This window comes from Sagittula sp. (assembly GCF_052825245.1).
Window position 1 is genome coordinate 49,854 of the sequence record NZ_JBRBWD010000036.1, and the last position, 25,001, is coordinate 74,854.

A 25,001-nucleotide genomic window follows, 5' to 3' on the forward strand; every position below is an offset into this window, starting at 1 on the left:
CAACGGGGGCACGAAATGAGTGTAGTTTACAGGCGGAGCCTGGCCATGATCGCCATGACGGCAATCGTGGCAGGGTGTTCCACGGATATAGGTGAAGGCTTCGTGTCACGTTTCAGGGGCGCCGAAGCGACGATTCCGACCGAACAGGATGCGGGCGTCCGGAAGGCCGTGGTCAGGCCGGGCGACGCCTCGGAGATCATCGCCGCCCTTCAGGCCCGGCCGTCGGTCATCGTTTCCGGCACGCCCTACGCCCGCGTGTCGCATGCTGTCATCGCCTCCGACGCGCGGGTGGCGGAGGCAGAGCTGCGCGTGGCCAAACTGCGGGAAGAGGCCGCCCGCAAGAACTGGATGCCCACGATCGGGCCGCGGGTGTCGCTGACCTCCCTCGGGGATCTGGTCGCGGAAATGGTCGTGAACCAGGTGCTGTTCGACAACGGGCGCAAGGTGGCAGAGCGCGACCTTGCCAAGGCGGACGTGGAGCGCGCCGCCGTGCAGCTTGTGGAAGACGGCAACCAGCGGGTGTTCGACGCGCTGTCGCTGTACGTGACCGCCGAGGAAAACCGCGACCTGTCGCTGCATCTCAACCGCGCCTACGACGACATGGCGAAATTCGAATGGGTCATGCAGCAGCGGGTGCAGGGCGGTGTCTCGAACACGTCCGACCTGAACGTCCTGCAACAGAAGCTGGCCTCGATCCGCGCCCGCTCTGCCGAGGCGCAGGAGGCGGAGGCGACCGCGTTGGCCGAACTGAACGCCATGACCGCGACCTCCCTGACCGACCTGCGCGGGCTGGGCGGGCTGCGCGACGACACCGCGGGTGAGGCCCTGGGCGTCCTGCGCGCCCGTGCCGAGCGGGAGCAGGCGCTGGCCACGGCCCGGATCGAGCGTGCCGGCCATCTGCCGGGGCTCGCCGCCACCGGATCGGTCGACGGTTACGGCGATACCAGCGGCGGGCTGGAGGTGACGACGGATTCGCTCTTCGGGCTGGGCACGCTGGCAGAGTTCAAGGCCATCGAGGCCACGAAGGAGACCTCCGACCGCAAGGTTGCCGAGGCGCGCGAGACCGCGGATCGTCATATCGCCAGCCAGCAGTCGCGGCTTGTGGCGTACAAGCGGCAGGCGGGCGAGGCGAAAGGCCTGACCGCGGCGGCGAAACAGAACCTCGACATGTTCCAGCGCCAGTTCGAAGGCGGACAGCGGCAGGTCATGGACGTGGTCAACACCTACGAGACCTACGCCCGCGCGCTGGAGACGGAGATCGAGCTGAAATACAAGGCCGCCCGCGCGGAGCTTGAACTGGCCCGCCTGCGTGGCGCGCTGGCCGAAGGCGGCGCGATTTGAGCCAGGTCCTGCATATGGCGGGCCGGGCGCGCGATGCCGTGCTGAGGGCGGTGCCCTCGGGGCACGGCTCTGGCGCGTCGTCGCGGTTCAGCACACGAGGGCGCGCCCGGGCGACGCTGATCCGCGTGCTGGCCGGGCGGCTCGGGGTGGAGGCCAAGGCGACCGATATCCTCGAAGCCCTGTCCCAGAACGCCGGATGCGACGACAGCTATGACGCTTACGCCCTGCGCACAGGGGTCGAGGCCGCGGGCCTTCTGGCCCTTGAGGACGAACCCGACAGCCTCGTGCCCGGTCTCTGGCCCGCCATCGCCGTGATGAAGAACGGGCAGGCGGTGCTGGTCCTCTCGCAGGAGGCGGGCTGGCTGACGATTTACGACGACACCACGGTTTCGCGCACCTCCGAGGTTGAGCTGGCAGAATTCGCGCGGTTCTTCTCCGGGCAGTTGATCCGGGCGGAGGCGCCGGTCGCCTACCTAGCGGAAACCCACGCAGCGGTTGAGCGCAAGCAGCACTGGTTCTGGGGCCAGTTCGGCCATTTCTCCAAGCAGTTCGGCGAGGTGGCCCTGGGCTCCTTCGTGGCCAATCTGCTGGCGGTGTCCGTCGCGCTGTTCTCGCTTCAGGTCTACGACCGGGTGATCCCGCACCAGTCGGAGGCGACGCTCTGGGTGCTGGCGGCGGGCGCCGGACTGGCGCTGCTGCTCGAAGGGTTCCTGAAGGTCGCGCGGTCCCAGCTTCTGGACGGGGCCGGACGGCAGATCGAGCTTGGCGTGCAGGGCCTCCTGATGAAGCGCCTCTTGGGCATGCGGTCCGACCTGCCGGGGCGCACGCCGTCGCAGCTCTTCTCCTCCATGCGGGAATTCGGATCGGTGCGGGAGTTCTTCACCGCCTCGACCGTGGGCGCGCTGGCCGACATCCCCTTCATATTCGTCTTCCTGCTGATGGTCTGGTCGATAGCGGGCAGCGTCGTCTGGGTGCTGGTGGCGGGCGGTGTCCTGATGGTCGTGCCGGGCTTCTTCATGCAGCGCCGCATGATCCGCCTGACAAAGGAAATGCAGGGCGCGTCGTCCAAGCAGTCGCGCCTGTTGCAGGAAACCGTGGTCGAACTGGACACCATCAAGACCCAGCGCGCCGAGGATCGCTTTGCCCGGCTGTGGCAGGAACTGAGCGCGGTGCAGGCGCTGAAATCCTCCGACCAGCGGAGGCTGGCGGCGACCCTGACGTTCTGGAGCCAGGGCGTCCAGCAGGCCACCTATGTCGCGGCGGTCATCACCGGCACCTACCTTGTGTTTGCGGGCGAATTCACCGTCGGATCGATCATCGCCGTGGGCATCCTGTGTTCGCGCACGCTGGCGCCGCTGACCCAGCTGTCCGGCATCCTTGCCCGCTGGGGCAACGTCAAGGCGGCGCTCGACGGGCTCGACTCCATTGCCGAGGTGCAGCAGGACCGCTCTGCCACGCGCACCTACCTGCGCCGCGAGACGCTGGGCGGCCGGTTCGACCTGCAGGGTGTGAGCTTCCGCTACGATCCCGAAGGCGCGGCGGTTCTGGACGTGAACGCGCTGAGCATACTGCCCGGGCAGGTGATGTCGGTGCTGGGCGCCAACGGTTCGGGCAAGTCCACGCTTCTGAAGATGCTGACCGGGCTTTACCAGCCACAGGCCGGCAAGGTGCTGGTCGACGGTACGGAGATGGCGCAGATTGAACCGAAGGACCTGCGCCGCAACATCGGCTACCTCGGGCAGGACGTGCGGCTGTTCCACGGCACGCTTCGGGACAACCTGAACCTGTCGCTGCTGGAGCGGGACGACAACAGGCTTTTCGAGGCGCTGGATTTCGCGGGCCTCGGCCCCTTCGTGAAGGCGCATCCGAAGGGGCTGGACCTCGACATCCGCGACGGCGGAGAGGGGCTTTCGGTTGGGCAGCGCCAGTCGATCGGCTGGGCGCGGCTATGGCTTCAGGACCCGAGCGTCTGCCTGCTGGACGAACCCACCGCCGCGCTTGACCAGACGCTTGAGAAGACGCTGATTTCCCGGCTTGAACACTGGTTGAAGGGGCGCACGGCGGTGATCGCCACGCACCGGGTGCCGATCCTGCAACTGGCGGACCGGACGATGATCCTGGCGAACGGCCGGATGATCGTGGACGGGCCGCGCGACCAGGTCCTGGCGCATCTGCGCGGCGCGCAGGTGGCGGGTGCCCCGGCCCCCGTGGCCGCGTCCATTCCAGCGACGGGAGCGGCCTGATGGCGGCGTCCTCCACCAACCTCGGCGCGCAGCTGTCGAAGTCGCTGCGCGGCCCGTCGATGACCATCTGGCTGTGCGCCATTTCGGTCTGGGTCTTCATCGTCTGGGCGTCGATGGCGTGGCTGGACGAGATCGTGCGGGCGGAGGGCGAGATCATCTCCTCTTCCCGTCCGCAGATCATCCAGAACCTCGAAGGCGGCATCCTGTCGGAGCTTCTGGTGAAGGAAGGCGACGAGGTGCTGCGCGGCGACGTGCTGGCCCGGCTGCACGGCACGCAGTTCCGGTCCTCGGTCGACGATCTGCGCGACCAGATCACGGCGCTGGAAATCCGAAGGCTGCGCCTCGAGGCGGAGCTGTCCGGCAGTTCCGTGGTGGAGGTGCCCGACGAGCTGAGAGAGCGCCTGCCCGCCATGGTCGCCTCGGAACAGGCGCTGCTGGCGGCGCGGCAGTCCGACTATATCTCGCGGCGGCAGGGGGCGCAGAAGGTGCTCGACCAGGCGGCGGAAGAGAAGGCGCTGATGGAGAACCTTCTGGACAAGAAGGTGGTCGCGCTGATCGAGGTGACGCGGGCCCGCAAGGCCCATGCGGACGCAAAGAACGCCTACGACGAGATCGTCACGCGCACGGAACTGGCCCGGGCCGAGGAGTTTTCCGAGACGCTGAAGGAACTTGCGACGCTCAAGCAGAACCTGAAGGCGTCGCTGGACCAGCTGAACCGCACGGTGCTGGTGTCGCCGCTGCACGGCGTGGTGAACAAGCTGAGCGTGACGACCATCGGCGGCGTGGTGCGCCCGGGCGAGGAGATCATGCAGATCATCCCGCTGGACGAGGAACTGTACGTCGAGGCCAAGGTGAAGCCCGAGGACATCGCCGGCATCCGTCCCGGGCAGGAAGTCACGATCAAGCTGTCGGCCTACGACTACACGATCTACGGCGCGCTGAAGGGGCGGGTCGACGTGATCTCGGCGGACACCTTCAAGGACGAGCGCCGCCCGGAGATGCCGCCGCACTACAAGGTGACGGCGCGCGTCGACCGGGACGCGATGACCGACCGGCAGGCGGCGATGCAGGTCCGTCCCGGGATGCAGGCGCAGGCGGAGCTGCACACCGGCGAGAAGACGGTGCTCCAGTACCTGTTGAAACCGCTGTACAAATCGCGAGAGGCCTTCCACGAACCGTGATCCGGCGGGGCGCCTGCGGCGCGCTGCCTGTCTCGTCGAAGGCCTGCGGCCTTCTCCTCGGGGCTGCCGCGTGTCAGGTGTCGGTGTCCATCCAGATCGTCACCGGCCCGTCGTTGGTCAGGCTCACCGCCATGTCCGCGCCGAAGCGTCCGGTGGCGACCGGGATGCCCTGCTTCTGGACCTGCGCGGCGAAGTGGTTGTAGAGGCGTTCGCCCTCGTCCGGGCTGGCGGCGGCGGAAAAGCCGGGCCGGTTCCCGCGCGAGGTGTCGGCAGCAAGGGTGAACTGGCTGACGACCAGTGCCGCGCCGCCGGTGTCGGTGACGGAGCGGTTCATGCGGCCCTCGTCGTCGCGGAAGATCCTGAGCTTCGCGATCTTGGCGGCGAGGCGGTCGGCCTCTGCCTCCGTATCGCCCTGCATGGCACAGACGAGGATCATCAGGCCTGGCCCGATCTCTCCGACGGTGGAGCCGCCGATCTCGACCCGGGCGTTGGTGACGCGCTGGATCAGGGCCCTCACAGCTCGTTGTCCCACGGCGGGTTGGCGCCCGCGCGGCTGACAGTGATCGCGGCGGCCCGGGCGCCGAGGTCGGCGGCAGGCGCCAGATCGTCGAGCCATGCTGAGGCGAGCTTTTCCCGGGTCAGCAGCCCGGCCCGGTCGAGCCCGGCGAGGAAACCCGCGTTGAACGTGTCGCCCGCGCCCACGGTGTCGACGACAGAGACCTTCTGCGCGGCGATGCGCTTCGTCCCCTCGCGGCTGACCATGTCCACGCCTTCCGCGCCGCGCGTCACCAGCACCAGTGCCACACCTTGCTTCAGCAGCGTTTCGGGCGCCGTGCCCAGCCACTCCATGTCCTCGTCGGAGATCTTCACGACGTCGGCGCGGTTCAGCATGGCGCTCAGGCGCGCGCGGTAGCGCGGTTCGTCGGTGATGAAGCCGGGGCGGATGTTCGGGTCGATCATGACCACACGGTCGCCCGCGCGTTCGCACAGATCGGCATAGGTGTCGGCCGCCGGTTCGCCGACAAGGGAAATACCGCCGAAGAACAGGGCCTTGCAGGTGTCGTCCAGCGCCGGAAGCTGGTCCGAGGACAGCATCCGCCCGGCGGTGTTCTCGTCGTAGAAGGCGTATTTGGCGTGGCCGTCCACCAGCGTGACGAAGGCCAGCGTCGTCGGGCGGTCACTGCGTGCCGCCGGGGTGTGATCGACGTTGGAGGCGGTCAGGGTGGACGCCAGAAGCTGGCCGAAGAGGTCGTTCGACAGCCCGCCGAAGTAGCCCGCCGGGGCGCCAAGGCGGCCAAGCGCGATGGCGGTGTTGAAGACCGCGCCGCCGGCGTAGGGGGCAAAGCCCGCCTCACCCGCCGTCGTTTCGCGGGGCAGCATGTCGATGAGAGCTTCGCCGCAGCAGAGGATCATGGGTCGGGTCCCTTCTGGCATTCGTGTTTGCGCTATCTATCAGGAAGAGACGCGAATGCGGAAGGGGTCAAGCCCATGTTGCGGTTCCGGGGCCGGAGAAACATGCCCGGTGCATCGGGGCGCACCGGGCCGTTAACGTTCCGGTCGTCACCGGCGGGACAGCTCGCGGGGTGGTCACACCTTGCCCGTAACGGGTTACGAACCCGTTAATCCACGGGGCGCAGCGGGAAGTAGGGCGGGGCTTTGCGCCGCCTCCCCTCACTGGTTCTGGGCGAAGACATAGCCCACACCTGCGGCGACGATCAGGCCGAGAATCACCGCGACGGCGATCTTCCACGCCGACCAGGGCCGTTCGCCCTGCACCCGGCCCGTGCGGCCGTTGACCACGAAGCGGTAGGTCTTGCCGCGGTACTTGTAGGCCGCCAGCCAGACCGGCAGCAGGATGTGTTTGAAGGTCACGTCCGAGACGTTCGTGTCGATGCGGTGGATGCGCTGGCGGTCGCCGCCGATGTCGAACTTCACGTCCCGCTCGATCTGCCGGTCCATGTGGGCGCGCGCCTCGACAAAGCCTTCGTCGAGGTCGACCTGATAGCCTTCGGCCCGGAAACCGGCAAGGAATTCAGGGCGGTAGGGTTCCAGAACGGCCAGGTCCCAGGGCTCCAGCGCGTCGGTGAACCGCTTCGGCAGCGCCCTTGAGGCCAGCACGAGAACGTCGTCGAAGAAGCGCGAGACATGGCCCGAGGCGGGCGACCAGCGGATCTTCTGGACCTGCACCTGCTGGCGCTTGCCGTCGCGCACCACGGTTTCTGTCACGTAGTAGACCGTGCCTCGTTCGCCCGAGTAGCGCGAGGCCGTGTTGGCGTCGTAGGTCCAGTAGGGCACGTAGATGCCGCTCATCTTGCGGCCCTTGCGGGCATAGTCCTGAAGCCCGCCGGGCGCGAACCAGAGCTTGCCCAGCCACTTTGTCATGGCGTCGCGCGCGGCGGCCTCGTCCAGCGCAAAAGGCAGCAATCCCCGTGGCTTGATGTGCCTGTGGGTGCCTGTGTCGGCGACCACGGGCGTGGCGCAGAAGGGGCATTCCGTGGCATGCACCGCCGGGTCGAATTCGAGCTGCGCGGCGCAGTTCGGACAGGTGGTGACGCGGGTCTCCTCCATCTCCTGGAGCGGGAGGAGGTTGTCGATCGCTGCCCGGAAGTCGAGCTCTTTCAGGCCGCCTTCCCACGGGCTGCGCTGCTCGATCACCTCACGGGTCGATCCGCAGAAGTCGCAGATCAGCATATTGCGTTCAGGATCAAAGCGATAGTCGGCGCCGCACTGGTCGCAGGGGAAGCGGTGCTCTTCCTTGGGGCCGGTCTCGGGCGGCGCGGAGTCGAAGGGCGGGGGCGTGTCACTCATGGCAAAATCGTCTTGGATCAATGGCGGTTGCGGTCATCCTAGGAGGATTGGCGCGGAGGGGAAGGGGGCAGGGCGGCGCGCGTTCACATTTGGCCTTTGTCACCGGGGCGTGCGGTGGGGTTAAGCCGCCGTGCGCTGGGCACCTGTTGGGGTTTCCGGGCGCGGCACCACAAGGGCGGAAGCATTCGTTCGGAAACGTGAACGCGCTGTAAGGGGTGAACCGGCCGGTCCGGGGGTCCGAACCGGCCGGTTGTTAACCTTTGCGTCCGCGGTCCGCCGCGGATCGTCGTGACGTTGCGTCATGTTTGTTAACGCGCCCCCGCGCGGGCCCTCAGACCTGCGGGCGGAACATCCGGGTCAGCACGCCGTCGCGTTTCACGACCGCGTGGAGGATCGCCACGACCGCATGGGCGGCGGCGAGGATCACCAGCGCCTCGCCCACGACCTCGTGCACCTCGCCTGACGTGCGCAGCCCGCCGTACCAGGCGCCGATGCCCAGGAGCGGCGCCGCGATCATCAGGAGGTAAAGCGCGCGGTGCCCCCAGAGCGCGGCGAGGTCGGCCCAGCGGGGCTGACCGGCGGGTGGCGGCGGGGCACCATGGAAGGCGCGCACGACGATGCGGATGGCGATGAAGACCAGCGCGCCGATCCCCAGCCAGACGTGCAGCGGCGTGGTGTCCTCCCCCGATTCGAGGCGGTTGCGCAGGGCGCGGCCCATGTCCTCGTGGGTCAGGAAAGCGGCGGCGATCAGCACCGCGACGGTCCAGTGAAGGCCGATCTGGAGGCCGGAATATCCCTCTTGGCGGGCCATGCCGTGAAATCCCCGAAGCTGCAGTGCCGCACGGCACCGGTGAATTGCCGGGTTCAGATTACGGGCGGCGCGATTCAAGGCAAGCGCGCCGGAGACGACCTCTTGCCGCAGGGGATCAGGCGGTTAGGTTCGGGGCAAACCATGGAGGACTGCTGCGTGTACCTGCGAACGACCCTGATGATCCTGCTGGCGGCGCCGCTCCGGGCGGAGACGGTGACCATGGCCTTCCGCTGGGAGGGGTCTGGCGGCTACGCGGTGTCGGGCGCGCTGCAATACGACACGCGGGACGTGTCCGGGCCATTGGTGCGGGACAGCGACCTGATCTGCTTTCACGTCGACGGAACGAAGGACGGCGAAGCCATCGGCCACTGGGGCCTGCGGATGCTGAACGAGGAGACCGACTGGCGGCTCTTCCTCGACCCCGAGGGGCCGGAACTGCTGGTCGAGGGCATGGGCGTGGACATGCCGCAGGCGTGGAACATGGACGGTTTCGGCACGAGCTGCGGTGCGGGCGGCTTCGGCTTCAACATCGGCAGCGCGGCGCAGGATCTCTGCCTCGATGGCGCGCTGCTGTATGAAAGTCAGGTCGATCCGTTCCGGCCCTTCCCGGTGGAGCGCGTGACGGAGCACGCCTTTCCGCCCTACGCCTGCAACGCCCCGGCGCTGATGAGCGCCCTGCCGCGGGCGCTGTCGGGCGGGTGAGGAGGGGGCTCTGCCCCCGCCTGCGGCCCCCCCCGAGGTATTTTGACCAAGATGAAGGTGGGGGCGTTTTGGTGTGTCGGGGGGCGTCGGCAGCGGAGAGTGGCCCCGGCGGCCTGTGGCGCGCGGAGGTGTCATGGCCGGCAAGAAGGGGGGCGCGTCTTTTGCGTCGGAGCGCGGCGTTGTGCGCGGTGACGGGGGGAGCGGCCCCCCGGGTGTCCGGGCGGGGGCCGCGAAGGGGTTACATCGGCGGCGGCGGGGGCATCACGGTGAAGAGCTGTGCCAGTTCGGACACCTCGCCTGCCTTCTTCCAGCCGTCCTGGCCTTGGGTCCAGACGTGGGTTTCGCGGTCGAACTCCCCGGTGGTGACCATCTTGCCGAGGTCGGCCTTCGAGAACGGGCCGGTGGTCTGCCCGGCCTTTGCGATGTGCCAGACGTGTTCCACCGGCGGCGGGGGAGGCGGCGGCGCGGCGGCGGCCGGTTGCTGCTGGCCGCCCCAGGGCCCGGGCTGGCCGCCGGAGGGCTGGGTCATCTGCTGGGCCATGTTCATGCCCATGCCCGCGCCGAAGCCCATGCCCATCGACTGGTCCATGGCGCCGCCCTTGCCCATCGCCTCGGCCGCCTTCCACTTCATGTGGTCGTCGAGGTTCCCGGCCAGCCCGCGCGAGGTGCGGGCGTCGAGCGCCTTCTCGACCTCGGGGGGGAGGGAGATGTTCTCGATGTAGAGTTCGGGCAGCGTCAGGCCGTAGGCGGCGATGGTCGGGTCGATGGCCTTGGCGATCAGCCCGCCGACCTCGCCGGTGTTGGCCGCCATGTCGAGCACCGGGATGCCGGAGCGGGCGATGGCCTGGCTGAATTCCTGCACGATGATGTTGCGGATCTGGAAGGCGACCTCGTCGGTGGTGAACTCGCCGTCGGTGCCGACGATTTCCTGCATGAAGAGCGCGGGGTCGGCGACCTTGATCGCGTAGGTGCCGAAGGCGCGGATGCGGGTCGGGCCGAACTCCGGGTCGCGCAGCATGATCGGGTTCTTCGTGCCCCACTTCAGGTTGGTGAAGCGGGCGGTCGAGACGAAGTAGATCTCTGACTTGAAGGGGCTCTGGAAGCCGTGGTCCCAGTGCTGGAGCGACGTCATGATCGGCATGTTGTTGGTTTCCAGCATGTACATGCCGGGGGTGAAGACGTCTGCAAGCTGGCCCTCGTGGACGAAGACCGCCGCCTGCCCTTCGCGCACCGTCAGCTTGGCGCCGTACTTGATCTCGTGGCCCTCGCGCTCGAACCGCCAGACGAGCGTGTCGCGGGTGTCGTCCGTCCAGTGGATGACGTCGATGAACTGTCCCTTGAGGAAATCCCAGATCGGCATTGAAATCTCTCCTTATCTCAAAACGGTCGGACGGCGGCGGGGCGCGGTCAGCTTGAATTGCCGGATCCGACGAGATCGGCGGCCTTTTCGCGCACGATGGGCAGCGCCTCTTCGGCGGACATGCCCGGGCGCAGGCGCGGATCGTAGAGGATCTTGAGCAGCAGCTCGTCGTGCCGGGTCAGCAGCGCGAATTCGTCGTCGTCGTTGAAGATCGTCGGGCGCGCGGAGGGGCTGTCGTTGGTCAGGCCGAAGCCCTGTGCCATTTCCTCGTGCACGCAGGACCGGCGCATCAGGTCCGGGTGTTCGGAGCGGATCACCGCGATCGCCGTGCCGTAGTCGTAGCCGCCGTAGTCGGTGGCGAAGGCCATCACGAGGCAGTGGATGCCGCGCGGCAGGTTGCGGAAGATGCGCAGCGCGTTGGGGTTCACGTCCGGCACGAGCTGGCGGATGCGGTTGGCGATCTGCGGCTGGTCGTCCTCCGACATGAAGAGGACGTAGAAGTTCGGGTTGTCGTTGCTCATCGACACAGGGTGGCCGGTGATGCGGCCAAGGCGGGCGGCGTATTTCGCCACCTCGGCGCGGTCCCAGTCGATCTGCTCGCGCGGGACGCCGGGGCCGAATTCCGTGGTGACGCGCACCGGCTGGGTCCATTTCTTGACCGCCGAGGAGGCGCCGGGGCCGGCCGGGCGCAGGCCCTCGCCGCGGATGTATTCCTCTTCCAGCGCGATGGCCATGAAGTTGCGCACCAGCATGGTGTCGGTGAACGGCGTGTCGGGGCCGCCGCCGTCGGTGCGCAGGAGGCCGCGGGCGAGGTTGTCGGCCTGCACGCGCGAGTAATAGGCCGCGATCTCGCGTGAGGCGGCGGAGGGCGGTGTCGGCTCCGCTTCGGTGACCGGCGGAGGGGCGGCCACGGGGGCAGGGCGGGCTTCGGGCGTGACGACGGTCTGGCTGGGCGCAAGCGCCGCCTCGTCACAGGCCGAGAGGGCCGCGACGCAGAGGAGCGCCGGGACCCAGGCCGGGACATTGGCCCGGAGCCTGGCCCGTGCGGACCGGGAAATGTCGCGCGCTGCGCCCATGATCAGGACGGCACCGCGGTTGCGGCGACGTCGCCGGTCCCGGTCTTGCGGGCCTTCGCGGAGGCCAGCGTGTCGCGCAGTTCGTGTTCCATCTTCTTCAGCTCCTCTTCGGCCTTGGCGCGGCGCGCCTTGCCCTCGTCCGCGATCCGCAGCGAGTCCTCGATGGTTCCGATCAGGTCGGCGTTGGCCTGCTTGACCGCCTCGATGTCGAAGACGCCGCGCTCCATTTCCTCGCGGATGATCTTGTTGCTGTCGCGCAGGTTGGCGGCGTTGGAGGTCAGAAGCTCGTTGGTCAGGTCGTTGGCGTCGCGCACGGCGGCGGCGGCCTGCTTCGAGCGCTGGATGGTGACCGCCTGCGCAAGCTGGGTTTCCCAGAGCGGCACGGTGTTGACCAGCGTCGAGTTGATCTTGGTCACGAGGGACTTGTCGTTTTCCTGCACCAGACGGATCGAGGGCAGCGACTGCATGGTGACCTGGCGCGTCAGCTTCAGGTCGTGCACCCGGCGTTCCAGATCGTCGCGGGCGCCGCGCAGGTCGCGCAGTTCCTGCGCCTTCATCACCTGGTCGCCCTCGTCGGCGTTCTGGACCTCGTTCTCCTTCGCGGGGATCGCGATGCCGTCCAGTTCCTCCAGCTTTTCCTCGCCGGCGGCGATGTAGAGCGCCAGCTCGTCGTAGAACTGCAGGGTCTTTTCATAGAGCAGGTCGAGCGACTTGATGTCCTTCAGGAGCCGGTGCTCGTGCTTCAGGAGGTCGTCGGTGACCTTGTCGATCTGCGCCTGCACCGTCTCGTACCGGGCGGTGAACTTGGCGAAGGGGGCGGCGCGGCCCAGGAGCTTTTCCCACCACGAACGTTCGCGGCGCACGTCGAGCTCGGACACGGAGAAGCCGCGGATCGTGGTGACGATGCCGCGCAGGCTGTCGCCCGCCGGGCCCACGTCCTTGTTGCGCACGTCCGTCAGCATCGCCTGGGAAATCGTCTGGAGTTCGGCCTGCGCGGCGGAGCCGAAGGACACGATGGAGTTCGTGTCGCTCATGTCGATCTCGTCCATCCGGGCGCGGATTTCCTCGCTGGTCTCGGCCGGGGCTTCCTTCAGCGGGACGATGGCATTGGCATCGGCCGGTTCCGGCAGGATGGTGGCGTTGACCTCATCGACCATCGTGAGCGTCTTCTGAGCTTCCTGGCGAACGTTTTCAGACATCTAAGGGATCCCCCGTTTAAAATTTCAGCCCAACTTCCGGTCGAGATGCACGCCTTCGCGCTGCAGGCGCTCGCGCAGGACCTCTATCTCGATGTTGAGGTCGGCGTTGTCGTCCTCAAGCAGTTTTTCGATCTTCTTGTCGAAGCTCTCTTCGAGATCGGTGAGCAACATCATGAAATCGGTTTTGGCCCCGCGGTCGCGGGTGCGCGAATAGATATCCGCGAACTTGATGGCGGCGTCCTTCGCCCCCATCAGGTAGACGCCGAGGAACTGGCGGGCGGCGGTCAGGTCGCGGGGGTCTTCCTCCACCGTGCGGATCATCTCGCGGGCCTTGACGGTGAAGCGTTCGACGCGGGCCTCGGACTGGGCGTCGTCGGCGCGCTTCACGGCCTCGTTCATGGCGGCGAGGTGGCGTTCCGCCTCGTCGACCACGCGGGCCACACGGTCCTGCTGGAAGGTGTCGATGCCCTCCATGCCCTTGTCCTTCATCGGGTCGATGCCGAAGGCGCCGATGTGCAGCGCGGCGGCGACGACGCCGTAGATCGCCGGGGCCGCGACACCGTGCTGCGACGTCCAGGCGGCCAGCGCGGCACCGATGCCGCAGAGGCCGGCCGCGAACAGCTTGCGCGGGATCGACGGGCGGCGGGCGATCTTGCGTTCGTGGTAGGCGGATTCGGCCTGCAGCCCGTCGCGCAGGAGCCACGCGCCAAGGATCAATGATCCGGCGCCCAGAAGGCCCACGGCCATGTCGGCCGGCGCTTCGTTGATCGAGAAGAAGGCGAGGAGCAGCCCGGGAATGAACAGCACGTTGGACCGGGCACCGGCCGGCGCGACCTTTGCGCCCTTGTAGGCGCGCACCTCGGCACGGTCCTCACGAAGCGTCGGTTTGCCCGCCATGTCCCCGTCGGGGCTGTATTTTCCGCCGTAGCGCTTTGCCATCGCTCAAAGGCCCCCGAGCCAGCCCGTGGACACTCCGAAGAGGAGGACGATCAGCAGGATATAGCTGATCTTCTGCAAGGCGTTTCCGGACATCCAGGCCCCCGATGGTCTGCGTGTGACCGAAACTTAGGGGCTAAATGCTGCACTTGCTAGGGGGAACTATCCACAGTCAGCGTCACCTTGCCCACGGACGACCTGTCCGTTGACCTGCCGGGAGGCGGGGAAGGAAAGGGCCGCGGGGCGGTCGTCAGGCGGCGCTGTTGGTGGGCATCCGGTCGAGCAGGAGGTCGGCCTCCATCTCGAAATCGTCCTTGTCGCCGCGCACACGGGTCCTGCGGGCGCTCGTCTCGAAGCTTTCGGTCATGACGTCCAGCTTGGCGATGTAGCGGCGACGGGCGAACTGGGCACCCTCGCCGGAGCGCGCGTCGCAGAGCCGGTTCGATTCCGCGTCGAGCAGGCTGACGAACTTGTCGACCGGGCGCGCCAGCCGGGCCAGCGACCGGGGGTCGCGGGCGAAGCCGCGCATCAGGCGTAGAATCAGCGTGCGGGCGGCTTCGGTGCGGCGGGTGATCTCCGCGTCTTCCAGCATGGCGATGCGGTCGGCGATCATCGCCAGCCGGTGATCCGTCTGTTCCAGCAGGATGTCGGCCTCCTGCCGGCCATTGTCGGCACGCACGTCGGTCTTGTCGCGCATCGGGTCGAGCCCGAAGGCGGCAATGCCGAGGCCGAAGCCGCAGACGCCGATCAGCAGCGGCAGGACGATGTCCTCGAAGCGGTGACTGGCCAGCACGACGATCATCGTGCCGATCAGCAGCGAGCCGAGGAGCTTGCGGGGAATGCGCGGGGCCTTTGCGCCGGGGGTGACACGGTAGATGGCGTGCAGGCGCGTGCCGTGCGCGATCAGCCGCAGCGCGACGGAGAGGATCCAGAGTTCGACGAGGGCCGTGGCCATGGCGGAGAACCCGCCGTAGAACATCCAGGCGAACAGCGGAAAGGCCGCCAGGAACAGGAAGTTGAGCCCCGTGTCCTGGTTCGGGCATTCCGGGGGCGCCTCCGCCGGGCGCTGCATGGCGAGGAGTCTGCGCATCAGTAGAAGCTCAGGAAGAAGATCAGAAGCCAGAGCGTGACAAAGGCCCCGCGCGAGATCATCTGCCCGCTGTCCCGCGCGCGCCCGGCGCATCGGGCCAGCATCGAGCAGGTGTCCTGCACGACGACGCGCAGGTAGCTCAGCACCAGAAGCGCAGAGCCGAACAGGATGAGAAGGGCGAGAGTCGATGTCATCATGACCTCAACCTCGTGCCGAATCCGGGCGAAAACGCGGCGCTGTCCGGGAAAAACCTTGAAATGGTGAACAGATAGTTAAGGCGTCTAGTCCCGGCGCGGCCTTGGCGACTTGGGTCCGTTCCCCGGCCGCGACGGGCCGGAGCGTGCGGGCTTGCCCTTCGACGGACCGGCCTTCGCATCTGTCCGGGTGCCCGGTTTGGGGCCGGACTTGCCGGCGAATTTACCCGCGAATTTACCGGCGGGCTTGCCTGCGGGTTTCGCCCCCGGCTTGCCAGCGTGCCGGGACGGACCGTCCGCGTTAGCAGAGGGCTTGCCGCCGCCGGAGCGTGCCGGAACGGGCCTTGCCCCGGTGGGGTCGGCCGCTTTGCGGGCGCGGGGCTGGAGGCGCGGCTTGGGCTTTGCCTCCGGATCGGGTTCGGCGTCCAGTCCGAGACCGAGCTGGTCGCGCAGGATCTTGCGGCGCACTTCCTGCACCTCGCCCGGCTTCATCTGGCCAAGCTGGAACGGCCCGTAGGAAATGCGGATCAGCCGGTTCACCGACAGGCCGAGGTCGGCCATGGCGCGGCGGATCTCGCGGTTCTTGCCTTCGCGCAGGCCCACGGTCAGCCAGGCGTTGGCGCCCTGCTGGCGGTCGAGGCTGACGATCATCGGCTGGAAGGTCTGGCCATCGACGGTCAGGCCGTCGCGCAGCGGTTGCAGCATCGGGTCGGTCGGGCGCCCGTTGATCCGCACCCGGTAGCGCCGCAGCCAGCCGGTGGAGGGCAGCTCCAGCCGCCGCTTCAGTCCGCCGTCGTTGGTCAGCAGCAGAAGTCCCTCGGAGTTGAGGTCGAGCCGGCCCACGGACATCACGCGCGGCAGGTCGTCGGGCAGGTCGTCGTAGATCGTCGGCCGCCCCTGTTCGTCCTTGGTGGTCGTCACAAGGCCGGTGGGCTTGTGGTACAGCCAGAGCCGCGCCTCCTCCGGCCCGTCGAGGGCCACGTCGTCGACGGTGACGCGGTCCTTGTCGGTGACATTCAGGGCCGGGCTGTCGATGACCGTGCCGTTCACCGCAACGCGGCCTTCGGCGATCATGCGCTCTGCCTCGCGGCGGCTGGCGCGGCCGGCGCGGGCGATGACCTTGGCGATTCGGTCTCCGGGAGGGGTCTTGTTGTCCATGGGGCCTCTTACCGTGTCGGCGGGGGCCGGGGGAAGCGGCTTTCCTGCCTCCCGCCTGCGCGCTAAGGGGGGACATGGTCTTTCGTTCGCACATGGACGCGGCGCTGGCAGAGGCGCGCGCGGCGGCAACCCGGGGCGAGGTGCCCGTGGGCGCGGTCGTCGTGGCGCCTTCGGGCGAGGTGGTGGCCCGCGCGGGCAACCGCACGCGGGAGCTGTCGGACCCCACGGCCCATGCGGAGGTGCTGGCCCTGCGCGCGGCCTGCGTGGCGGCGGGGTCGGACCGGCTGCCGGGCCATGACCTTTACGTGACGCTGGAGCCCTGCCCGATGTGCGCGGCGGCGATCTCCTTCGCGCGGGTGGCGCGGCTGTATTACGGCGCGGCGGACCCGAAGTCGGGCGGCGTGGCGCAGGGGCCGCGGGTCTTCTCGCACCCCCAGTGCCACCACGTGCCGGAGGTCTACGACGGGATCGGGGCAGAGGCGGCCTCGGCCCTGCTGACGGGTTTCTTCAGGGAGCGGCGGTGATGGCGCGGGTGATCCTGTTCAACAAGCCGATGGGCGTGCTGTCGCAGTTCACCGACAAGGGCAACGCGGACAGCCCGCGTTCGACCCTGTCGGAGTTCGTCGAGGTGAAAGGCGTCTACCCGGCGGGGCGGCTCGACCGCGATTCAGAGGGGCTCTTGGTGCTGACGGACGACGGGCGGCTGCAGGCGCGCATCGCCTCGCCGAAGTTCAAGCGCCCGAAGACCTACCTCGTGCAGGTGGAGGGCACGCCCACCGAGGACCAGATCCGGGCGCTGCGCGAGGGTGTGGAGCTGAACGACGGGCCGACCCGGCGGGCGGAGTGCGTGGCGATCGACCCGCCCGACCTCTGGCCGCGCAATCCGCCGGTGCGGTTCCGCAAGTCGGTGCCCGATGCGTGGCTGTCGCTGACGATCTCGGAAGGGCGCAACCGGCAGGTGCGGCGGATGACGGCGCATGTGGGCCTGCCCTGTCTCAGGCTGGTGCGCTGGTCGGTGGGCGACTGGTCGGTCGAAGGGCTGGCGCCGGGGGAGTGGCGGGACGCCTGAGCGGCGGTGCCGGGGCGTGTGGCCGGAGTGTCTGGCCGGAGTGTCTGGCCGGGGGCGGTGTCCCGCCGCCCGGCCATCTGGTTCATGGATGTTTCAGGCGGCGCGGTGCAGCGTCGGCTTCTTGCCCTCGCTGGCGGCCTTGAGATCGGCGAGCCCCTCGATCAGGACCGCCTTGGCGTGGCGTTTCGCCTGTTTCGGCAGGGCCATCGGCCAGGCGCCGCGGTAGGAGGCGGTGGCATGGACGTGGGTCGTCTTGCCGTGGTCCTCCAGCGTGATCAGGTGCCCCGCCGAGACGAAGAGCGCGGCGCTGGTCCAGCCGAGCTGGTGCTTCGGGTCGACCACCTGCAGGCGTGCGCGGACGGTCTGCCTGTTGGCGCGCATCTCGAAGGCGGTGCCGGGCACCAGCGGGATGTGGGCGCTGATCCACTCCACGTTTCTGAACCACGCGGGCCAGCTCGGGACGTCAGAAAGCACGGCCCATACGGCCGAAGCCGGTGCCTCGATAAGGATGTCCGCGCGGGCAGCAACCGGAGCGGACGCGTCGATGTCGTGATAGGTCAAGATAAGCCCCATGAGATGGGGCCGGGGCCACGGGGCGCGAACGATTGGCAGCGTTCGGAGGCGCCAGAATCTCCGGCCATGACCGGGAATTTCCCTTTGGTCACGGCGGGTGATTTATGATTTTGCAAGGTGTCTTGCAAGCCCCCTCAAAGGCGGGTGTTCACGAATGTTTCAGACCCATTTCGCCAGCGGAGGAAGGCTCATCAGGACGGCATTCGCGTCGTGTCCGGTGGCCAGTCCGAACTTCGTCCCGCGGTCGTAAACCAGGTTGTATTCGGCATAAAGCCCGCGGTGCACGAGCTGCACGTCCTTGTCCGCATCGGTGAAGGGCTGGGTGCGGCGCTTCTCGATCAGCGGCAGGTAGGCGGGCAGGAAGGCGCGGCCGATGTCCTGCGTCAGGGCGAAGTCCGCCTCCCAGTCGCCGGAGTTGCGGTCGTCCATGAAGATGCCGCCGACGCCCCGCGCGCGCTTGCGGTGGGGGATGTAGAAATACTCGTCCGCCCAGGTCTTCAGCGCCGGGTAATGCTCGGCCCCGTGAGGGTCGAGGTGGGTCTTCTGGGTGGCGTGGAAATGGGCGGTGTCCTCGTCGTACTCGATACACGGGTTGAGGTCGGAGCCGCCGCCGAACCACCACGCGCCGGGCGTCCAGAACATCCGGGTGTTCATGTGGACGGCGGGGCAATGCGGGTTCTGCATGTGCGCCACGAGCGAGATGCCGGACGCCCAGAAGCGCGGGTCGTCGGCGATGCCCGGGACGCCGCGCGCCGCCATGGCCTGCTGCGCGGGCACGCCCAGGGTGCCGTAGACGGTGGAGACGTTGACGCCGACCTTCTCGAACACCCGCCCGCCGCGCATCACGCTCATCAGCCCGCCGCCCGCGTCGGAGCCGTCGTCGGACTGGCGGCTGGTCCGGGTCACGTCGAACCGGCCGGCGTTGCCTTCGGCGAAGGGACCTGCGTCATGGCTGTCCTCGAGCGCCTCGAAGGCCGCGACGATCTGGTCGCGAAGGTCACGGAACCACGTGCTGGCGCGGTCTTTTTCGGCGGTCATCATGGCGGTGTCTCCTCGCATTCGGGCGGACATTAGCGGCGGGCCGGGGCAGGGGCAACGCGGCGCGAGGGGGCCGGGGGTGCAGACAGCCGGGGGCCTGCGGTCAGTGCGCGGGCGCGGCCACCGGGTCCAGCAGGGTGCGCCCGCCGTCCACCGTCATGACCTGCCCGGTCATGAAGCCCGAGCCGTCGCTGGAGAGGAACTGCACCGCCTCGGCCAGCTCGCGCGGGGGGGCGATGCGACCAAGGGGGGTGTGGTTCTCGATGTCGGAGCGGTAGTCGCGGTGTTCCTTCAGCGTGTCCTTCAGGCTGGCAGACATCACCGAGCCGAAGGCCAGAGCGTTCACCCGGATGCGGCTGGGCGCCAGCGCCACCGCCATCGAACGGGTCATCTGGTCCAGCGCGGCACAGGACACGGAATAGGCCAGAAGCTCCGGATGGGTGCGGCGGGCCGCGATCGACGACAGGTTGACGATGGCACCGACCTGACCTTCGGTCTGGCCCTCCGCCTGCTTGATCATCCGGCGCGCCACCAGCTGGCTCATCCGGTAGGCGGTCATCAGGTTCTGGTCGAGCAGCTTGTCGAGGGTGTTGTCCTCTAGGTCGAGCGGGTCGGTCGGCAACATCTGCCGCGACCCGTTCACCAGGATGTCGACGCGGTCGTAGGCATCCAGCGTCGCCGACAGCAGGTTGGCCAGTGTCAGCTTTTCCCGCAGGTCGCCCGCGAAGAACTTGATGCTGTCCTCGTCGCCCTTCTCGCATTCCTTGGCCAGCCGCACCTCGTCCATGTCGGCGAGCATGACGTTGGCGCCGTTGTTGGCGAAGTGCTTGGCGATGGCGAGCCCGACGCCGTTCGCGGCGCCGGTTACGATGGCGGTCTTGCCCTCGATGGAGAAACTCATGGTTCGCGCCTTTCCTCGTTCGGCGGTCAGCGCCGCGTCCGGATGACCCGGGCAGCGTGCAACAGTTTGAAGCGTGAGTCGCCCCCGATCTCGGCCACATCGCGGAAAAGCGCGGTGAGGGCGGTCTCGTAGGGGAGGTGACGGTTGGCGACCATCCAAAGCTGGCCATGCGGCGCAAGCACCCGGGCGGCGGCCTCGATGAAGGCGCGGCCAAGCGCGGGATCGGCGCGGCGGCCGGCGTGGAACGGCGGGTTCATGACCACCGCGTCGAGCCTGCGGGGCGCGTGTGTGCCCGGCGGCTGCGGCGGGGTCCATGTGGTCGCGTCGGCCCAGTGGAAGACGGCGCGCGGGTCGGTGACGTTCAGGCGGGCGCAGTCGAGGGCGGTCTTCTCCGTCTCGACGAGGTGCAGGGTCTTCACCCCTCGGTGGCGCAGGATCTCGCGCGAGAGCCAGCCCCAGCCGGCGCCGAGGTCTGCCACGTCGCCCTTGAGCTGCGGCAGCGCCCCGGCGAGCGCGACGGAGGCCTCGTCCGGCGCATCGGCGGAAAAGACGCCCGGCGCGACCCAGTCGCCATGGGCGTTCTGCGCCTGCGCGGGGCGAACCCAGTCCGCCAGCGCCTCGCCCGGATGAAACCATGCGCAGCGCCCGTGCGCCTTGGACACCTGTCCGTCGAGCGTCACGCGCTGCTTCAGCGCCTTCAGGATCGCCTCCACCCCGTCGGTCTTGGCGCCGTCGACCACCACCATGTCGGCGTGCTGCGCAGCGAGGGCAAGCCGCGCCTCGGCGGCGTCGCGGGCGCGGGGGAGGGAGACGATGGCGGCGGCATAGCGGCCCTCGGGCGCGGTGGCGGTCGGCAGGCCGCGCGCGGCCCAGCCGTCATGCGCGGCGGCATCGGTCTGGATCACCGTCACGCGGGTCGTGTCCAGCATGTCGACGGGGGCATCGGCGGGCGCACCGATCAGGGCCAAGGGCCCGTCGTCCGGAAGGACGAGGCCGCCGGTCTCGATGGCGAAGCGGAGGCGTTCGGATGTCATGAGCGGAAAGACCGTTCCCTTGTCTCTGGGGGACAAGGCATGCGTGGCCCCGTCCCGTGAAACCGGGGGCCTATTCCTTTTCCATGGTGCACTGCAAGGGGTGCTGGTGGCGGCGGGCGAAATCCATGACCTGCCCGACCTTGGTTTCCGCGATCTCGTGGCTGAAGACGCCGACCACGGCGACCCCCTTCTTGTGCACGGTCAGCATGACCTCGAACGCCTGTGCGTGGGTCATGCCGAAGAACCGTTCGAGAACGTGCACGACGAATTCCATCGGCGTATAGTCGTCGTTCAGCAGCAGGACCTTGTAGAGCGGCGGGCGCTTGGTCTTCGGCTTCGTCTTGGTGACGACGCCGGTTTCACCCTGACCATCATCCGGCTCGTCTGCGGCCATCGTCCACTTCTGCGGGGCGTCTGTCATATGTGCCTGTCGCGCTTTGCGTTCCGGTATACGGCCACTTTATATAGCCGCGAGGCCCCCGGCGAAAAGGGGGGCACGGAGGATGAACACAAAATGGCGCAAAATCTGCTAACAATCGGTTTCGACGCGGACGACACGCTGTGGCACAACGAGCGGTTCTTCGTGGGCACGCAGGAGAAATTCGCGGACCTGCTCAAGGATCATGCAGAGCGCGCGCACCTCGAGGAGCGGCTGGTCGCGGCGGAGCGGCGCAACATCGGCCATTACGGATTCGGCGTGAAGGGCTTCACCCTGTCGATGATCGAGACCGCGATCGAGGTCACCGACGGCCGCGTGCCCGCCTCCGTCATCGGCGAACTGCTGGAGGCCGGGCGCGAGATGCTGGCCCATCCCGTCGAACTTCTGCCCCATGCCGAGGAGGCGGTGCACGCTCTGGCGCCGGGCCACAGGCTGGTGCTGATCACCAAGGGCGATCTCCTGCACCAGGAGCGCAAACTGGCGGCCTCGGGCCTCGGCGATCTGTTCGACGCGGTGGAGATCGTGTCGGACAAGCGGCCCGCCACCTACGCGCGGATCTTCGGGGCGATGCCGGGCGGGGCGGAGGCGGCGATGATGGTCGGCAACTCGATGAAGTCCGACGTGGTGCCCGCCATCGCGGCCGGGGCCTGGGGCGTCCATGTGCCGCATGACCTCGCCTGGGCGCTGGAACACGCCGAAGCACCCGACGCCGCGCGGTTCCGCGAGATCGCGGACCTGTCGGGCCTGCCGGAACTGGTGCGGGAGATCGGCTGAAGCACCGGCCCCGGAACCGCCCGTCCAAAGAAACACCCGGCCTCTCCGGAAAGGTTCGGACCCCTTCATCTTGGCCGAAATACCTTGGGGGTCCGGGGGTGAAACCCCCGGCGGGTCGCTGCCGGAGGCAGCGAAACCCGGCTACAGGAGGCTCAGCCCTTCACCAGCCGGTTGACGTGGCCCATCTTGCGGCCCGGCTTCACCTCCGCCTTGCCGTAGAGGTGCAGCGCCACCGCCGGGTCGGCCATCAGCCCGGGCAGGCGGTCCATGTCGTCGCCGATCAGGTTCTCCATCACGATGTCGGAGTGACGCTCGCCGTTGGCCAGCGGCCAGCCCGCCACGGCGCGGATGTGCTGTTCGAACTGGTCGACGAGGCAGCCGTTCTGCGTCCAGTGGCCGGAGTTGTGCACCCGCGGCGCGATCTCGTTCACGATCAGGCCTTTGGGCGTGACGAACAGCTCGACTCCCATCACGCCGACGTAATCGAGCGCGTTGAGGATGCGGCCGGCCAGCAGCACGGCATCGGTCATGAGGCGCGAGGGGACCTCGGCGGGGACGGTGGTGGTGCGCAGGATGCCGCCCTCGTGCACGTTCTCGCCGGGATCGAAGGCCGAGACCTGGCCGTCCTGGCTGCGCGCGGCGATCACCGAGATCTCCTTCGAGAAGTCCACGAAGCCCTCGAGGATCGCCGGGGCGCCGTTCATGTCGGCCAGCGCCTCTGCGGCGTCGTCCGCGCTCTTCAGCCGGGCCTGCCCCTTGCCGTCATAGCCGAAGCGCCGGGTCTTGAGGATCGCGGGCGCGCCGATGGTTTCCAGCGCCGCGTCGAGCGCCGCCGCATCGGGCACGTCGGCAAAGGGGGCGGTGGCGAGGCCCAGGCCGGTGAGAAAGGTCTTTTCGGTCAGCCGGTCCTGGCTGACGCGCAGCGCCTCGCGGTTGGGGTGGATGGGCTTCAGGCTTTCCAGCAGGTCGAGCGCCGAGGTCGGGATGTTCTCGAACTCGTAGGTGATGACGTCGACGCTTTCGGCGAAGCGGCGCAGCGCGTCCTCATCCTCGTAGGAGGCCTGCAGGTGGTAGTTCGCCACGTGCGAGGCCGGGCAGTCGCCGCCCGGTTCGAAGATCACCGTCCTGAAGCCGAGGCGCGAGGCCGCGACCGAGAGCATGCGGCCAAGCTGGCCGCCGCCGAGGATGCCGATGGTGGCGCCGGTGGGGAGAGGGGACATGGCTGATCTCCGTGTTTTCGGCTGTCTGGCGCGGGATGGCCGGCGTTGCAAGCGGGGGCTCTGCCCCCGTCACCTGCGGTGACTCCCCCGCGGTATTTTTGCCAAGATGAAGGGCGGGCGCGGGACCTTCGCGGGCCGGGTCAGTCGCGGACGGGTTCCTCGGGGATGGAGGCGGCGAGGGCCGTGCGCCAGTCGTCGAGGCGGCGGGCGAGGTGGGGGTCGGTGTTGGCGAGGATGGCCGCGGCCATCAGGCCCGCGTTCTTCGCGCCCGCGCCGCCGATCGCCATGGTGGCGACGGGGAAGCCGCGCGGCATCTGCAGGATGGAATAGAGCGAATCGACGCCTGAGAGCGCCTTGGTCTCGACCGGGACGCCGATCACCGGCACGCGGGTCTTCGACGCCATCATGCCGGGCAGGTGGGCCGCGCCGCCGGCGCCCGCGATGATGACCTTCAGCCCGCGCTCGGCCGCGGTCTTGCCGTACTCCCACAGCCGGTCCGGGGTGCGGTGCGCGGAGACGATCCTGATCTCGTGCGGGACGCCGAGTTCGTCGAGCACCTCGGCGGCCTCCTTCATGGTGGGCCAGTCCGATTGGCTGCCCATGATGATGCCGATCTCGATTGTCATGCCGCTGCCCCTGATCCTGTGCGGGAAAGCCTCTTTATAGGGGGCCGGGCGCCGGGTGCAACGGGCGCCGCGGCCTTCCTCAGGCGATGATGTCGGGGGTCAGCCTGTCCTCGATCAGCGCGATGCGGTCCTTGAGAAGCAGCTTCTTCTTCTTCAGGCGCTGCAGCGTGATCTGGTCGGCGGTGCCGGTGGTCTGCAGCGCACGGATGGATTCGTCCAGGTCGCGGTGTTCCCTGCGAAAGACCTCGAGTTCGACGCGCAGGACCTCGTCGTTCTTCATGGAGATGTCCGTTGGGGCGTTCATCTGCCGACTCCTGAAAGCTCCGTGAAACATCAACATAGCGAAGAGAAGGCTCTGCGCAAAGACCCTTGCGCGGTCCATCGGCTGTTCCCATATTCCGGGTGTGCGGGTTGCCGACAGGGACACGCGCGAAACGGTCGCTTGTATCAAGGACTGAAAGGAATGCGTCCATGAGCAAACTCACACTGGGGTCCTACCCGCACATGCTGGGGTTCGAGCAGCTGGAACGGCTGCTGGAGAGGACCGCGAAGACGTCGGAAGGCTATCCGCCGTTCAATATCGAACAGACGTCCGAACACTCTTTCCGCATCACGCTGGCTGTCGCGGGTTTCCGCGAGGAGGACCTCTCGATCACGGTCGAGGACCGGCAACTGGTGATCCGCGGACGGTCGCGCGACGACTCGGCCGAGCGCATTTTCCTGCACCGCGGCATTGCCGCGCGGCAGTTTCAGCGCAGTTTCGTACTGGCGGACGGCGTCGAGGTGGGTGAAGCGGTGATGGAAAACGGGCTGTTGCACGTCGACCTGACGCAGAACCAGCCGGAGACCGTGGTTCAGACGATCAAGATCAGGAAGGGGTAACTGGATGCATACCAAGTACGACATTTCCAAGCTGATGGACGAAGGCCGGACGGTCTACGTGCGTCCCGTGCAGCGCGACGAGCTGCCGGAAGAGATGCAGGACCAGATGGACGGCCGCGAGACGATCTATGCCGTGCACCGCGCCGATGGCGAGCGTCTGGCGCTTGTGAAGAACCGGAGCCTGGCCTTCGCGCTGGCCCGTCAGAACGACCTGGCACCCGTGACGGTGCACTGAGACCAGCCGGCGGGCGCCCGGTGGCGCCCGGCCCGGTGTCCCCGCGCGGCGCGCCGTTTTCCGGTGTGCCCGAAGCGGGCGATGGCCCGATGTCCCGGGCGCTTTCCTTCC

The 25,001-nt window shown here is 68.2% G+C and carries 28 protein-coding genes; 9 read left to right on the forward strand and 19 right to left on the reverse strand.

Annotated features, from left to right (window positions below; translation table 11 throughout):
* The first annotated feature begins 45 nt into the window (after window positions 1-45).
* Genes ACU0DV_RS15910 through ACU0DV_RS15920 form a run of 3 tightly spaced genes read left to right on the forward strand, consistent with a single transcriptional unit; the run spans window position 46 to window position 4,765 of the window.
* Window positions 46-1,341 (forward strand): TolC family protein, encoded by a 1,296-nt coding sequence (locus tag ACU0DV_RS15910; protein ID WP_446241080.1) that lies wholly within the window; start codon window positions 46-48, stop codon window positions 1,339-1,341.
* Window positions 1,342-1,355: 14 nt separating this feature from the next.
* Window positions 1,356-3,584 (forward strand): ATP-binding cassette domain-containing protein, encoded by a 2,229-nt coding sequence (locus tag ACU0DV_RS15915; protein ID WP_446241115.1) that lies wholly within the window; start codon window positions 1,356-1,358, stop codon window positions 3,582-3,584.
* Window positions 3,584-4,765: an HlyD family efflux transporter periplasmic adaptor subunit gene (locus ACU0DV_RS15920; protein ID WP_283981989.1), complete on the forward strand. Its 1,182-nt coding sequence runs from the start codon at window positions 3,584-3,586 to the stop codon at window positions 4,763-4,765. The genes ACU0DV_RS15915 and ACU0DV_RS15920 overlap by 1 nt, the downstream gene beginning before the upstream one ends.
* Before the next feature lie 73 nt (window positions 4,766-4,838).
* Here ACU0DV_RS15920 and dtd read toward each other — a convergent pair whose 3' ends face one another.
* From dtd to ACU0DV_RS15940, 4 genes are all read right to left on the reverse strand, one after another.
* Window positions 4,839-5,282, reverse strand: coding sequence for a D-aminoacyl-tRNA deacylase (dtd, locus tag ACU0DV_RS15925; protein WP_446241079.1), 444 nt, complete (start codon window positions 5,280-5,282; stop codon window positions 4,839-4,841).
* Window positions 5,279-6,178 (reverse strand): carbohydrate kinase family protein, encoded by a 900-nt coding sequence (locus ACU0DV_RS15930; protein ID WP_446241078.1) that lies wholly within the window; start codon window positions 6,176-6,178, stop codon window positions 5,279-5,281. Before ACU0DV_RS15930 ends, dtd begins: the two co-directional genes overlap by 4 nt.
* Window positions 6,179-6,436: 258 nt before the next feature.
* The gene (locus ACU0DV_RS15935) at window positions 6,437-7,573 is read right to left on the reverse strand and encodes a primosomal protein N' (replication factor Y) - superfamily II helicase (RefSeq protein ID WP_446241077.1); all 1,137 of its coding nucleotides are present in this window, start codon (window positions 7,571-7,573) and stop codon (window positions 6,437-6,439) included.
* Between the two features lie 331 nt (window positions 7,574-7,904).
* Window positions 7,905-8,384, reverse strand: coding sequence for a cytochrome b (locus tag ACU0DV_RS15940; RefSeq protein WP_283981991.1), 480 nt, complete (start codon window positions 8,382-8,384; stop codon window positions 7,905-7,907).
* A gap of 156 nt (window positions 8,385-8,540) precedes the next feature.
* Between ACU0DV_RS15940 and ACU0DV_RS15945 the strand changes: the two genes are divergently transcribed.
* Entirely contained in the window at window positions 8,541-9,086 is a 546-nt protein-coding gene (locus ACU0DV_RS15945) for a hypothetical protein (protein WP_283981992.1), read from the forward strand.
* 238 nt (window positions 9,087-9,324) lie between these two features.
* Here ACU0DV_RS15945 and ACU0DV_RS15950 read toward each other — a convergent pair whose 3' ends face one another.
* From ACU0DV_RS15950 to ACU0DV_RS15980, 7 genes are all read right to left on the reverse strand, one after another.
* Window positions 9,325-10,446, reverse strand: coding sequence for an SPFH domain-containing protein (locus tag ACU0DV_RS15950; RefSeq protein ID WP_446241076.1), 1,122 nt, complete (start codon window positions 10,444-10,446; stop codon window positions 9,325-9,327).
* A 47-nt stretch (window positions 10,447-10,493) separates the two neighbouring features.
* Window positions 10,494-11,522 carry a DUF2927 domain-containing protein gene (locus ACU0DV_RS15955; protein ID WP_254698365.1) on the reverse strand — a complete coding sequence of 343 codons (1,029 nt, stop codon included), beginning with the start codon at window positions 11,520-11,522 and terminating at the stop codon, window positions 10,494-10,496.
* Window positions 11,523-11,524: 2 nt separating this feature from the next.
* Window positions 11,525-12,721, reverse strand: coding sequence for a toxic anion resistance protein (locus tag ACU0DV_RS15960; protein WP_100928227.1), 1,197 nt, complete (start codon window positions 12,719-12,721; stop codon window positions 11,525-11,527).
* Between the two features lie 24 nt (window positions 12,722-12,745).
* Entirely contained in the window at window positions 12,746-13,660 is a 915-nt protein-coding gene (locus tag ACU0DV_RS15965) for a 5-bromo-4-chloroindolyl phosphate hydrolysis family protein (protein ID WP_370313242.1), read from the reverse strand.
* Window positions 13,661-13,907: 247 nt separating this feature from the next.
* Window positions 13,908-14,747, reverse strand: coding sequence for a hypothetical protein (locus ACU0DV_RS15970; protein ID WP_283981996.1), 840 nt, complete (start codon window positions 14,745-14,747; stop codon window positions 13,908-13,910).
* Window positions 14,747-14,944: a hypothetical protein gene (locus tag ACU0DV_RS15975; protein ID WP_100928224.1), complete on the reverse strand. Its 198-nt coding sequence runs from the start codon at window positions 14,942-14,944 to the stop codon at window positions 14,747-14,749. The genes ACU0DV_RS15970 and ACU0DV_RS15975 overlap by 1 nt, the downstream gene beginning before the upstream one ends.
* 84 nt (window positions 14,945-15,028) lie before the next feature.
* Window positions 15,029-16,099, reverse strand: coding sequence for a pseudouridine synthase (locus tag ACU0DV_RS15980; protein ID WP_446241075.1), 1,071 nt, complete (start codon window positions 16,097-16,099; stop codon window positions 15,029-15,031).
* Window positions 16,100-16,173: 74 nt separating this feature from the next.
* On the opposite strand from ACU0DV_RS15980, the gene ACU0DV_RS15985 reads away from it, so the two are divergent.
* On the forward strand, window positions 16,174-16,623 hold the full coding sequence (locus tag ACU0DV_RS15985) for a nucleoside deaminase (RefSeq protein WP_446241074.1): 450 nt from the start codon (window positions 16,174-16,176) through the stop codon (window positions 16,621-16,623).
* Complete coding sequence (locus ACU0DV_RS15990; protein ID WP_283981999.1) at window positions 16,623-17,168, forward strand: pseudouridine synthase; 546 nt, start codon at window positions 16,623-16,625, stop codon at window positions 17,166-17,168. Before ACU0DV_RS15985 ends, ACU0DV_RS15990 begins: the two co-directional genes overlap by 1 nt.
* 93 nt (window positions 17,169-17,261) lie before the next feature.
* Here the strand turns inward: ACU0DV_RS15990 and ACU0DV_RS15995 are convergent, their stop codons facing one another.
* From ACU0DV_RS15995 to clpS, 5 genes are all read right to left on the reverse strand, one after another.
* Window positions 17,262-17,729 carry an SRPBCC family protein gene (locus ACU0DV_RS15995; RefSeq protein WP_157814938.1) on the reverse strand — a complete coding sequence of 156 codons (468 nt, stop codon included), beginning with the start codon at window positions 17,727-17,729 and terminating at the stop codon, window positions 17,262-17,264.
* Window positions 17,730-17,900: 171 nt separating this feature from the next.
* Window positions 17,901-18,782, reverse strand: a complete 882-nt coding sequence (gene hemF / locus ACU0DV_RS16000) for an oxygen-dependent coproporphyrinogen oxidase (RefSeq protein WP_446241073.1) — start codon at window positions 18,780-18,782, stop codon at window positions 17,901-17,903.
* A 100-nt stretch (window positions 18,783-18,882) separates the two neighbouring features.
* Window positions 18,883-19,680, reverse strand: coding sequence for an SDR family NAD(P)-dependent oxidoreductase (locus ACU0DV_RS16005; RefSeq protein WP_100928218.1), 798 nt, complete (start codon window positions 19,678-19,680; stop codon window positions 18,883-18,885).
* A gap of 26 nt (window positions 19,681-19,706) precedes the next feature.
* A complete protein-coding gene (locus ACU0DV_RS16010) occupies window positions 19,707-20,714 on the reverse strand; it encodes a class I SAM-dependent methyltransferase (RefSeq protein ID WP_446241072.1) in 1,008 nt (335 codons plus the stop codon).
* Window positions 20,715-20,784: 70 nt separating this feature from the next.
* A complete protein-coding gene (gene clpS / locus ACU0DV_RS16015) occupies window positions 20,785-21,108 on the reverse strand; it encodes an ATP-dependent Clp protease adapter ClpS (RefSeq protein ID WP_157136587.1) in 324 nt (107 codons plus the stop codon).
* Window positions 21,109-21,228: 120 nt separating this feature from the next.
* On the opposite strand from clpS, the gene ACU0DV_RS16020 reads away from it, so the two are divergent.
* Window positions 21,229-21,927 (forward strand): HAD family hydrolase, encoded by a 699-nt coding sequence (locus ACU0DV_RS16020; RefSeq protein WP_100928216.1) that lies wholly within the window; start codon window positions 21,229-21,231, stop codon window positions 21,925-21,927.
* A 152-nt stretch (window positions 21,928-22,079) separates the two neighbouring features.
* Here ACU0DV_RS16020 and ACU0DV_RS16025 read toward each other — a convergent pair whose 3' ends face one another.
* From ACU0DV_RS16025 to ACU0DV_RS16035, 3 genes are all read right to left on the reverse strand, one after another.
* Complete coding sequence (locus ACU0DV_RS16025) at window positions 22,080-23,147, reverse strand: 5-(carboxyamino)imidazole ribonucleotide synthase (protein ID WP_446242143.1); 1,068 nt, start codon at window positions 23,145-23,147, stop codon at window positions 22,080-22,082.
* Between the two features lie 140 nt (window positions 23,148-23,287).
* On the reverse strand, window positions 23,288-23,773 hold the full coding sequence (purE, locus tag ACU0DV_RS16030; RefSeq protein WP_100928214.1) for a 5-(carboxyamino)imidazole ribonucleotide mutase: 486 nt from the start codon (window positions 23,771-23,773) through the stop codon (window positions 23,288-23,290).
* 79 nt (window positions 23,774-23,852) lie between these two features.
* A complete protein-coding gene (locus tag ACU0DV_RS16035) occupies window positions 23,853-24,077 on the reverse strand; it encodes a YdcH family protein (RefSeq protein ID WP_100928213.1) in 225 nt (74 codons plus the stop codon).
* Window positions 24,078-24,244: 167 nt separating this feature from the next.
* On the opposite strand from ACU0DV_RS16035, the gene ACU0DV_RS16040 reads away from it, so the two are divergent.
* Both ACU0DV_RS16040 and ACU0DV_RS16045 read left to right on the forward strand, forming a co-directional pair.
* The gene (locus tag ACU0DV_RS16040) at window positions 24,245-24,655 is read left to right on the forward strand and encodes an Hsp20 family protein (protein ID WP_100928212.1); all 411 of its coding nucleotides are present in this window, start codon (window positions 24,245-24,247) and stop codon (window positions 24,653-24,655) included.
* A 4-nt stretch (window positions 24,656-24,659) separates the two neighbouring features.
* On the forward strand, window positions 24,660-24,890 hold the full coding sequence (locus ACU0DV_RS16045) for a DUF1150 domain-containing protein (protein ID WP_283982004.1): 231 nt from the start codon (window positions 24,660-24,662) through the stop codon (window positions 24,888-24,890).
* The last annotated feature ends 111 nt before the right edge of the window (window positions 24,891-25,001 follow it).

What these genes read in the sequence shown, in the direction of transcription:
- ACU0DV_RS15910 (WP_446241080.1), top strand. Translation starts at nt 46, where the DNA reads ATGATCGCCATGACGGCAATCGTGGCAGGGTGTTCCACGGATATAGGT.
- ACU0DV_RS15915 (WP_446241115.1), top strand. Translation starts at nt 1,356, where the DNA reads ATGGCGGGCCGGGCGCGCGATGCCGTGCTGAGGGCGGTGCCCTCGGGG.
- ACU0DV_RS15920 (WP_283981989.1), top strand. Translation starts at nt 3,584, where the DNA reads ATGGCGGCGTCCTCCACCAACCTCGGCGCGCAGCTGTCGAAGTCGCTG.
- ACU0DV_RS15930 (WP_446241078.1), bottom strand. Translation starts at nt 6,178, where the DNA reads ATGATCCTCTGCTGCGGCGAAGCTCTCATCGACATGCTGCCCCGCGAA.
- ACU0DV_RS15935 (WP_446241077.1), bottom strand. Translation starts at nt 7,573, where the DNA reads ATGAGTGACACGCCCCCGCCCTTCGACTCCGCGCCGCCCGAGACCGGC.
- ACU0DV_RS15940 (WP_283981991.1), bottom strand. Translation starts at nt 8,384, where the DNA reads ATGGCCCGCCAAGAGGGATATTCCGGCCTCCAGATCGGCCTTCACTGG.
- ACU0DV_RS15950 (WP_446241076.1), bottom strand. Translation starts at nt 10,446, where the DNA reads ATGCCGATCTGGGATTTCCTCAAGGGACAGTTCATCGACGTCATCCAC.
- ACU0DV_RS15955 (WP_254698365.1), bottom strand. Translation starts at nt 11,522, where the DNA reads ATGGGCGCAGCGCGCGACATTTCCCGGTCCGCACGGGCCAGGCTCCGG.
- ACU0DV_RS15960 (WP_100928227.1), bottom strand. Translation starts at nt 12,721, where the DNA reads ATGTCTGAAAACGTTCGCCAGGAAGCTCAGAAGACGCTCACGATGGTC.
- ACU0DV_RS15965 (WP_370313242.1), bottom strand. Translation starts at nt 13,660, where the DNA reads ATGGCAAAGCGCTACGGCGGAAAATACAGCCCCGACGGGGACATGGCG.
- ACU0DV_RS15970 (WP_283981996.1), bottom strand. Translation starts at nt 14,747, where the DNA reads ATGCGCAGACTCCTCGCCATGCAGCGCCCGGCGGAGGCGCCCCCGGAA.
- ACU0DV_RS15975 (WP_100928224.1), bottom strand. Translation starts at nt 14,944, where the DNA reads ATGATGACATCGACTCTCGCCCTTCTCATCCTGTTCGGCTCTGCGCTT.
- ACU0DV_RS15980 (WP_446241075.1), bottom strand. Translation starts at nt 16,099, where the DNA reads ATGGACAACAAGACCCCTCCCGGAGACCGAATCGCCAAGGTCATCGCC.
- ACU0DV_RS15985 (WP_446241074.1), top strand. Translation starts at nt 16,174, where the DNA reads ATGGTCTTTCGTTCGCACATGGACGCGGCGCTGGCAGAGGCGCGCGCG.
- ACU0DV_RS15990 (WP_283981999.1), top strand. Translation starts at nt 16,623, where the DNA reads ATGGCGCGGGTGATCCTGTTCAACAAGCCGATGGGCGTGCTGTCGCAG.
- hemF (WP_446241073.1), bottom strand. Translation starts at nt 18,782, where the DNA reads ATGATGACCGCCGAAAAAGACCGCGCCAGCACGTGGTTCCGTGACCTT.
- ACU0DV_RS16005 (WP_100928218.1), bottom strand. Translation starts at nt 19,680, where the DNA reads ATGAGTTTCTCCATCGAGGGCAAGACCGCCATCGTAACCGGCGCCGCG.
- ACU0DV_RS16010 (WP_446241072.1), bottom strand. Translation starts at nt 20,714, where the DNA reads ATGACATCCGAACGCCTCCGCTTCGCCATCGAGACCGGCGGCCTCGTC.
- clpS (WP_157136587.1), bottom strand. Translation starts at nt 21,108, where the DNA reads ATGGCCGCAGACGAGCCGGATGATGGTCAGGGTGAAACCGGCGTCGTC.
- ACU0DV_RS16020 (WP_100928216.1), top strand. Translation starts at nt 21,229, where the DNA reads ATGGCGCAAAATCTGCTAACAATCGGTTTCGACGCGGACGACACGCTG.
- ACU0DV_RS16025 (WP_446242143.1), bottom strand. Translation starts at nt 23,147, where the DNA reads ATGTCCCCTCTCCCCACCGGCGCCACCATCGGCATCCTCGGCGGCGGC.
- purE (WP_100928214.1), bottom strand. Translation starts at nt 23,773, where the DNA reads ATGACAATCGAGATCGGCATCATCATGGGCAGCCAATCGGACTGGCCC.
- ACU0DV_RS16035 (WP_100928213.1), bottom strand. Translation starts at nt 24,077, where the DNA reads ATGAACGCCCCAACGGACATCTCCATGAAGAACGACGAGGTCCTGCGC.
- ACU0DV_RS16040 (WP_100928212.1), top strand. Translation starts at nt 24,245, where the DNA reads ATGAGCAAACTCACACTGGGGTCCTACCCGCACATGCTGGGGTTCGAG.
- ACU0DV_RS16045 (WP_283982004.1), top strand. Translation starts at nt 24,660, where the DNA reads ATGCATACCAAGTACGACATTTCCAAGCTGATGGACGAAGGCCGGACG.